At 46.2% G+C, this 9,102-nt stretch carries 7 protein-coding genes; 4 read left to right on the top strand and 3 right to left on the bottom strand.

Annotated features, from left to right (window positions below; genetic code table 11):
- The first annotated feature begins 130 nt into the window (after window positions 1–130).
- Together P5674_RS21415 and P5674_RS21410 are read left to right on the top strand one after the other, a co-directional pair.
- Window positions 131–1,138 carry a pentapeptide repeat-containing protein gene (locus P5674_RS21415; RefSeq protein WP_006617193.1) on the top strand — a complete coding sequence of 336 codons (1,008 nt, stop codon included), beginning with the start codon at window positions 131–133 and terminating at the stop codon, window positions 1,136–1,138.
- A gap of 117 nt (window positions 1,139–1,255) precedes the next feature.
- Window positions 1,256–1,873: a CP12 domain-containing protein gene (locus P5674_RS21410; protein WP_035737555.1), complete on the top strand. Its 618-nt coding sequence runs from the start codon at window positions 1,256–1,258 to the stop codon at window positions 1,871–1,873.
- Between the two features lie 136 nt (window positions 1,874–2,009).
- Here the strand turns inward: P5674_RS21410 and P5674_RS21405 are convergent, their stop codons facing one another.
- On the bottom strand, window positions 2,010–2,327 hold the full coding sequence (locus tag P5674_RS21405) for a P-II family nitrogen regulator (RefSeq protein WP_006617195.1): 318 nt from the start codon (window positions 2,325–2,327) through the stop codon (window positions 2,010–2,012).
- A gap of 239 nt (window positions 2,328–2,566) precedes the next feature.
- Between P5674_RS21405 and P5674_RS21400 the strand changes: the two genes are divergently transcribed.
- Window positions 2,567–2,752 (top strand): hypothetical protein, encoded by a 186-nt coding sequence (locus tag P5674_RS21400; protein ID WP_315670261.1) that lies wholly within the window; start codon window positions 2,567–2,569, stop codon window positions 2,750–2,752.
- 439 nt (window positions 2,753–3,191) lie between these two features.
- On the top strand, window positions 3,192–4,328 hold the full coding sequence (locus tag P5674_RS21395; protein WP_315670260.1) for a sodium-dependent bicarbonate transport family permease: 1,137 nt from the start codon (window positions 3,192–3,194) through the stop codon (window positions 4,326–4,328).
- A gap of 125 nt (window positions 4,329–4,453) precedes the next feature.
- Here the strand turns inward: P5674_RS21395 and P5674_RS21390 are convergent, their stop codons facing one another.
- Together P5674_RS21390 and P5674_RS21385 are read right to left on the bottom strand one after the other, a co-directional pair.
- Window positions 4,454–6,715 carry a glycosyltransferase family 2 protein gene (locus P5674_RS21390; RefSeq protein WP_006617197.1) on the bottom strand — a complete coding sequence of 754 codons (2,262 nt, stop codon included), beginning with the start codon at window positions 6,713–6,715 and terminating at the stop codon, window positions 4,454–4,456.
- A gap of 288 nt (window positions 6,716–7,003) precedes the next feature.
- Entirely contained in the window at window positions 7,004–8,875 is a 1,872-nt protein-coding gene (locus tag P5674_RS21385; RefSeq protein WP_006617198.1) for a caspase family protein, read from the bottom strand.
- Window positions 8,876–9,102: the final 227 nt, after the last annotated feature.

Genomic DNA, 9,102 nt, shown 5'->3' with positions numbered 1-9,102 from the left:
ACCAATTCCCTAGGTCGGGGTTTTTATTGGTGAAAGTTTGGGAATAAGATAGAAAGTTATCCTGTATGGGAGGGTTTCCGGTGGAAATATCTATTGTCAAAATGATTAGCAGTGATGTAGCTGATCGTGAATGGGAGTAGCGAATGTGGATATTAAGGAGTTATTAAGTCGATATGCGGTGGGCGATCGCGACTTTAGGAAAACTAATCTAATTGGTGCGAAATTATTTCGCTGTAATCTTAAAGGCATTGACCTGGGGGGTGCTTCCCTAGCTGGGGCGGATTTGAGTAGGGCGTTTTTAGAGGATGCTAATTTGTTTAATGCGTTCCTATATAGAAGTAATTTAACTTTTGCTCATTTGGGACGGGCTATCTTGACTGATGCTGATTTGACTAAGGCTGACCTGGGGGGTGCGTTTTTGGTGCATTCTGATCTCAGTGGGGTTAAGTTGAGTGGTGCGATTTTACAAGGGGTTAATCTTAGGTCGGCTAATTTGACCGGGGTTAATCTATGTGGGGCGAATTTGAGCGGGGTTAATCTTAGGTCGGCTAATTTGACTGAGGCGAATTTGAGTTGGGCTAATCTCAGTCATGGGAGGTTAAGCTGTTCGGTTTTAACTAAGGCTCGTCTCACCAGTGCTAATCTGAGTTATTGTCATTTGGTAGATGTGGATTTAGGGGGGATAGACCTGAATGGGGTAGATCTGTCTGAGGCTAATCTGCGGGGGGTTAACTTACAAAAGGCTGATTTGACTGCTGTTAATCTGAGGTCGGCGAATTTGACGGGGGCTAATCTGGAGGGTGCTATTCTCCACGGCACAAATTTAACTGAGGTGATTCTGTGGGGGAGTAATCTGGCTGATGCTGTGCTGATGCGGGCTAATCTGGAAGGTGGTAATTTGGTACGGAGTAATTTGACGGGGGCTAATCTTAACCTGGCTCGTCTTGGCGGGGCTGATCTTAGCTATGCTAATCTGCGGAATGCTTATCTGTGGAAAGCGGACTTAACTGGGGCTAATTTATCTGGGGCGAATCTGCGGGGTGCTAATTTTCGGGGGGCGATTCTTGACGGTGTGAGTTGGACTGATGCTATGTTGATGGGGGCGGTGATGCCAGATGGCAGTATTCACCAACAATGAAAAAATTTAATAGATCCATCCCCCATTTTACCAGAAAACGGGGGTTAAAACAATTCTTTCTTTTGAAGCCATAACAAGGCAAGCTATAAGAGTGTATCAAGTTATGGAGAGCCTGCGATGATGCTAAAAGCTAAAGATATTATGACGACCGATGTAGTGACGATTCGGGGGTCGGCTACGGTAGCAGAAGCGGTGAAACAAATGAATGATCTGTGTTTGCGGGCGCTGATTGTTCAACGTCGCCACGAACAGGATGCTTATGGCATTGTGACGGAGACGGATGTGATTTACAAGGTGACGGCTTACGGTAAAGATCCGAAAAAGATGCGGGTTTATGAGATTATGACTAAGCCCTGTATCTCTATTAACCCTGATTTGGGGGTGGAATATGTGGCGCGGTTATTTGCTCAGACTGGTATTCGCCGCGCTCCGGTGATTCAAGAAGAACTGTTGGGGATTGTTTCTATAACTGATATCCTGAGTAAGGGTGACTTTGTAGAGAAGCCTAAGAGTATTGTCCTGGCCGATCGCATAGAACAGGCGATCGAAGAGGCTAGGGCTACCTGTGCTGCCAAAGGTGCTACTTCTCCTGAATGTGCGGCGGCTTGGGATATTGTTGAGGAACTTCAGGCTGAAGCGGCACATCAGAGATCAGAACGGATTGAAAAAACTGCTTTTGAGGTTTACTGCGAGGAAAATCCAGAAGCTGCTGAGGCTAGGGTCTACGACAACTAAAGGACTATTAAAGTTGACATTGGGGCGGGTGAATGTTCTCTCCCCCAATGTCAAGGTCTCAAGGGTTGTTGTCGGGGAAGACAACTGGCTATGGTTTTGGTGGAGGAATTCAGTTAGGGGGGTTTGGGGTTTTGAATCAGAAACTGTGGGCGTGCAGTACCTCCATCACGTCACAAACATAGCTGATGCCGGAATAATCGTCGAAAAACTGAGCTGCAACTTCATCGGCAATCTTCACGGCCATATCCCGATTGGGGGTAAGCACCTCGAACTTTACATTGGAGTAGGTGTCGCCAACGCTGGGTTGTCCGGACGATCGCACGTTGCGACTGCCTTTACCGCCAGCGTCCACGACTGTATAACCGGTGGCTCCGGCTTCGTCGATGATCTTGGCGATCTTTTTGAGCAGCAACTTTTCGGTGACAATGACGAGCTTGCTGGCTTTCTGGGTCATCTGGGTTACCTCTTGATGGGTTCTGTTAGAACAATTAAAGACAATAGTCTATGGTTTTGCTTTAAACCATATTTTTAAGATTATGCCAAATATCCGCGAATCCAATACCTTCTGTGAAGAAAAATTGACTCAGATTAGCGGAAGGATTTGATAATAAACACTTATGGTTAGATAAATAGGTTTTTTTAGGGCAACTATCCAACAGCGGAGCAGATCTTGGATATGATCACCGCAGATATTTGAGTGGGCGGCGACAGGGGGGCAAGGCTGGGACGATTCGAGCTACTGGAGAGGGGGCAAAAACCTTTCTGGTGAGGGAGTTGCCTGGGTTCGCCAGGCTGTGGCAGGTGTGGGGGCGATCGCAAGGAATAGAGAAAATTATGCGATCGCCATTTACATTAACCACAGATATAGGAGTTTTCTGATAATAAAAGGAAAACTTATGATTTGCATTTGATATTACTTAGCAGATCCATGTAGAGCGATCGCAAATTTGTGTCGCTCTACATATAAACTTAAACACATAGACTGAACTAGATAAAAAACCAATATCAATAGAGTCAAGTCTATACAATAGCCTAGGGGGCAACTGGTCTTCTAAACCCTGTGGGGAGAAAGAAATACCATCCCCAGAGGGCTATGGTTCAGCTCTGGCCGAATACCCAAAAGAGTGAAGCCCCACAGGCGGACTTGGGTTTGGCTTTTGTTCGATATATTCCAGCACACGAGGCACCGGGATGGAAATGAATTTTTCGCGGCGGGTTGACTCCCTGCTCACCCGGAAGCCTAAAACTACCGAGGATTGGAGGCTACGCTTGCCTGCAGTCCTGACCCCTAATATCTGATTTAAGGAGTAATGACATCGTGGATTTCTTGTCCGGTTTCTTAACCCGCTTCCTGGCGCAGTTGCAGTCCCCGACACTAGGCTTTCTGATTGGTGGCATGGTAATTGCGGCGGTCAATAGCCAACTACAAATTCCAGATGCGATTTATAAATTTGTTGTTTTCATGCTGCTGATGAAGGTCGGCTTGAGTGGGGGGATTGCGATCCGTGGATCGAATCTGACAGAGATGCTGTTGCCTGCAGTTTTCGCTCTGGTAACGGGTATCGTGATCGTGTTCATCGGGCGCTACACCTTAGCCAAGCTGCCGAATGTAAAAACGGTGGATGCCATTGCAACTGCGGGCTTGTTTGGTGCTGTAAGTGGCTCTACGATGGCGGCAGCCCTGACGCTACTAGAAGAACAAGGCATCGAATACGAGGCTTGGGCGGCTGCACTTTATCCGTTTATGGATATCCCGGCGCTGGTGACTGCGATCGTTTTGGCTAGTATTTATGTCAGCAAGCAGAAGCACAGCGATATGGCAGATGAGTCTCTCAGCAAGCACGAGTCTCTGAGTAAACAGCCGGTTGCTGCGGGGGATTATCCGAGCAAGCCGGAGTATCCCACGACGAGGCAGGAGTATCTCAGCCAGCAGCGCGGTAGCGCCAACCAGGGAGTCGAGATATGGCCGATCATCAAGGAAAGTCTCCAGGGTTCTGCCCTATCGGCATTGCTGCTTGGTCTGGCTCTGGGATTGCTAACCCGACCGGAAAGTGTCTTTCAGAGTTTCTACGAGCCGCTCTTCCGGGGACTGCTTTCAATACTGATGCTGGTAATGGGTATGGAGGCGACGGCAAGGCTTGGTGAGCTGAGAAAGGTAGCCCAATGGTACGCAGTATATGCTTTTATCGCGCCGTTGCTGCATGGGCTTATAGCTTTCGGTCTCGGCATGATTGCCCACGCGGTCACGGGATTCAGCCTTGGGGGGGTTGTGATCCTGGCGGTCATCGCCTCGTCAAGTTCAGACATCTCTGGGCCGCCCACTTTAAGGGCGGGTATCCCGTCTGCGAATCCCTCGGCCTATATCGGCTCGTCCACAGCGGTCGGCACACCAGTGGCGATCGCCTTGGGAATACCGCTCTACATTGGACTTGCCCAGGCGCTGATGGGCGGTTAATCCTAGAGGAGTCGCGGTCTGCCGGTGCTTGCTTGCCCGGCAACCAAGGCGGCGGCTATGATTTCACGGTGAAGGTCTCCCTAGCTGTCTGTGGCAAGTTGGGGAGTCAAATAATGGATTATCGATTAGTGTTGATGAACTGCGATCGCTGTTATTCGTGGTTTCCGGTCAAAGATAAACTTGGGTTTAAGTAAGACTCTCAACAATAACCATAGCGATCGCAATTCTCCGGGAGTTGACAAGTTTTGCCATTGTCCTGGACGACAGAACAGCATTTCTACAAGTTGTCGATGTTGCGACACTGTTAGGGCTTCAAACTCAACCCGAATAGTGGGAAATTCACCGTTCCATTGAGTATCAGTAATTTTCCCCCCTAGGTTTAATTGTACATCAATAATTTCCATTTGTAAAGGTAAAAATTCGGATTTTTGTTTGCCATTTTTGTGGTTAAGAATAGACCAGGCGGCGGGTTCTGTGACCACAATTTCAGCACCGACTTCGGAAATATAACGAGTTATTCCCCCTACAACTTGGTCAGAAATTTGGAGTTTGACAGACCGACGCAATTGGAACCAGTCATAGGTATCTGGTAGGGGTGCATCTATGATAATTAGGAGAGATACACTTAAAACTACTAAGTTGTAAATACTCCAGATGATGCCTAAATTGACTCCGGGGTCATTATCAACATTTGATGCTAATAGTTGATGATGCCAAAACAGGCTGACAATTGTGGCTATTAACAGGACAATAAGAGGTGATGCTAATTTCCAGGAGCCGGAAAATTCGGACTTTCTTTTACCTTTGGGGGTTACTTTAAAGCCACCTTTAAAAGGATTAAGCATGACTTGAATTACAGTTAATGCCATGGGGAATGATTGGAAAATTGCATAAATTTCTGACAGGAAGGCTGACCGAGATTTTTGGTTTAACCAAGCAAAAGCCAGGAGAGAAACTAGATAATATGGCATGAAAAAGTAAATAAAATCCCCGACACTAGCTTTAATAGGAATCACGCCTAAAAACCGATAAGCTAAGGGCATTAACAGGATAAAAATTCGGGAAATGCTAGTAAACCAATGTAGCAAACCTTCTAAATGTGCTAATCTTTGTCTGAGGGTTAAACCGGGTATGGTTAAAGGATTGGAGTTGATAAAAAAGGCTTGTAATGTACCGCGCGCCCAACGCATTCTTTGATTAAGGTGGTCGGTGATACTTTCGGCGGCTAAACCTGCGCTTAATTTTTCGTTTAAATAAATGAGTTTGTAGCCTTTGCTGGCTAGGGTAATTCCGGTAAAATAGTCTTCACTAATTGATTCGGTAACAAACCCGCCAATGGCTTCTAATGCTGTGCGTTTAACTACAAATGATGTCCCGGCACAAACTACACTACCCGCACCATCTTTTAATGGTTGTATATGTCTATAAAATACTTCTTCTTCGGGGGTAATGATATTTTCTAATCCTAAATTTCTGGATACTGGGTCGGGGTTATAAAAGGTTTGGGGGGTTTGGACTAAGGCGGTGTTAGGATTTTGAAAAAATCCTACTGTTCTAGTTAAGAAGTTTTTGGTGGGAATGAAATCGGCATCAAAGACTGTAATTAATTCGCCATTTGTGAATTTCAAAGCATGATTAAGGTTCCCGGCTTTGGCGTGAAGGTTATTAGGTCTAGTGAGATAATTACAGCCTAATTCTTGGGCTAGTTGTTTAACTTGGGGGCGGTTTGTGTCGTCTAATATGTAGACTTTTTTGGGGTGATAGTCTAAGGCTTGACAGCCGATAATTGTGCGCCTCAGAATAAATAAGGGTTCGTCGTAGGTGGGGATGAAAATATCAACGGTTGGGGTGAATTTGCGTTGAATAACTGACTGTTGGAGTTGGTCGGCTTGGCTACTTCTATCGGTGCTATTTACAATTAGGTAAATTTGAATGATATTAGCACCAATAATGTAAATTTCGAGAGCCATTAGAGTGAGGCTAAATAAACCATTGAGGGGGTCGCTGAGGTTGAGGGTGGAGAACGATCGCCATAGTAAATAACGGATAGTTAATGCTAAGATAATGGCGACAATTATCGCCCTTGATATGGCTGTTGGTTTAGGGTAAATCTTGGTAATTATCCAGGCGATCGCACTTAATAAAATGGTGGGAAACCATAAATAACTACTCGGAATATCCGGCAATTCTAACCACAGCGGTGGGTTTTGTTGTTGGAAATATAGTTGCTGAAAAAAATCGCTGATTAGCGGCTGGTCAGACACCCACCCCCAAGCGATCATACTTAAACACCCCATCACGCCCAAAGCCCATATAGTAGGGATATTTGGGCGTTTAATACCTCGGAAATAGCGTTTAATAGACTGATAAAGCAACCCTGATGTCATCGAAAATGCTCCGGTTCTGGTTAAATATCTAAGCAGTGTAATGAGAGTGCTAACAATCAAAATAGGTGAGCATTGATGTATATGTTAACATAATTTAACAATTGTGTGTAAATTCGCTCATCTCACTGTAATTAAGTCGATATTTTCAGTAAACCGGCTATTTATGAGTTTTCGGGAATAGTTATCTTAAATTTGGCTAAGAATCTGTTCTGTGCTATAAGATAAGGCAGACAAGTGTTGTCTGCCTTCTAACCAGAGGTATATTTTTAGTTGGGGGGGATTAACGGATCAATTCTGTGTCTGATTTTGATTTTGTGTTCTGGCTGTCCATTGAGCGATCGCCTGTTGAGCCGCCGTATATGGTGGGGTTCCCTCTGGAATTAAAACGGCCGCCAAAATAGCTGCATCAAATTGATTATTTTGAGCGCGGGACTGAGCCAGTTTCCAAATTTCACCACTCCAGCGAGCGATCGCTTCGGTAGCCTGATCATAACCCAATTCTTGCGGACCAATGGTAGAAACAGCAGCGATCGCATTACTATAAGTAGAAGCCTGTCCCGGTCGAATTTGAGAGCGAGCCGCCTCAATTTTAGCTTCATTCTCCCGCAGTTGTGTGAGAGGTTGCTGCCAATTTTGAATTTGCAATTGCGCCTGTTCATAAATGGGGCGTTGAATTTCCGGGACTAAAGATGCTGCTGCTATCGCTTCCGACCAATTCCCCATAGCCGCCCGTCCTTCGGCGATATCGAGAATCATTTGACTCCAGCGTTGGATAGCTAGTTGCGCTTCAGGATAAAGTGGGTCGTTATTAGGAATTTGATTAGCTTGGACGATCGCCTGACTCAAACGAGAAGCCGAGGTATTTTGAACTATCATTCTAGCCTGCTGTAAAAGCTGTTCACCGTTAGCAGGAGTGGGCGCAGGGGTTACAGGGGTATCATCCCCAACTACAGCTTCTGGCGGCGTTAGGGCTTCGGTTTCTGTGGGGTCGGTAGTTTCCGGGGTGGGTGGTTGGGATAACTCCGTAGGAGGTAAAGAGGGGGTAGTGGAGGCTTGGGAACCTACGAATAGGGATCGGTTAGTATAGAATACCCCCAATAACAGTAGTACAGCGATCGCACCACTCCAGATAATAAGCTGTTGAAAGAATGATCTGTCTGACATAATTTCTTCCTGGGGCTGTTCATTGGTCTTTTGGCTGGGGTCTGGTGTATCTGATGATCCAGAGACCTGCTCCTGATTTAATGATTCTGTGGGGTTTTCACTGGCGTCTGGTCGGCTTACCGGAGCGCTTGGTATGGTTGAAGACAGCTTCAGATTGGGTAAAGCTGAGGGGTTGCTGCCATTTTGCTTAGGTGCAAAAGTGGAATTGAGCGCGGAATTGCTCTGATGGTTTCCCGCCGCCGCCATGGCTTTGGCTGGTTCAGGTTGTAGCAGCAATTGCGCCTGTTCTGCGGTGGCGATCGCAAATACTGGGTTTTGTACCGGTCGTAAATGTTGATCGGTCAATTCGGGAAGGCGATCGCTTAAAAATGATTTCAAATCAGCCAGAGTCTGACATTTTCCTGATTTCAACCCTTCTAATAGGGCGGCGGTGAAAAAGCCATTTCGTAGGGAAGAGGTTTCCCTAGATACCTCGTCAGGACGACAAGATAAGATTGTCGGAATCCTAAATTTTTCCGATAAGGCGATCGTCTCCCTTCCAATCTGATCGCCTACCTGCACTCCCTGAGTCCGGTTAATATCCAACAGCAGTAATATATTATCCGTAGGTGCATTGTTTAAATGCTTAAACAGCAGGCTGATCGGGATAGCCGTTTCCTCCAGGTTCTCTGGGCTGCCATCAATAGGCATTAGATAATCTTGCCCCTTATGATGAATGCCGTAGCCACTGAAAAAGCAAAATAGGGTATCTTCCGCCTGGAGTTGTTCTCGACAGATACTTTCCATCCAGTCTAACAGGTTTCCCCGGCTCGGATAAGTAGGCAGATCCCACGTTTCCGGGGACGTATCCGTGATCAACACACAGCGATCGCTCGCAAAACCAGCATCTTGAGCCCAGAAATGATTGAGAGCTTCTGCATCCCTTTGGGCGTAACTCAGGGGTTGCAGGAATTGATACTGGTTAATCCCAATGGTCACACAAACATAATGTTTCATCTAACTTACCTCAATTTGATAACTTTAACTTGCGCCTCAGACGCTACAGACGGCACTCAAAGACTCTTGATGGCTCAATACCTGATTGCAAAACCATATAACCACCAATAATAACTATCGTTCTTTAAATTAGGGGTCGAGAATGGAGTCACCTCCATCCCCTCCCATTCAGAACCGTACTTGAGACTTTCACCTCATACGGCTCCTAGTTTGACCGTCTCCTTGTT

The organism is Limnospira sp. PMC 289.06 (genome assembly GCF_032350395.1).
GTDB classification, from domain to species: domain Bacteria; phylum Cyanobacteriota; class Cyanobacteriia; order Cyanobacteriales; family Microcoleaceae; genus Limnospira; species Limnospira platensis.
The sequence above is the reverse complement of the archived record's forward strand: the minus strand, read 5'-3'. Positions and strand labels throughout refer to the sequence as shown.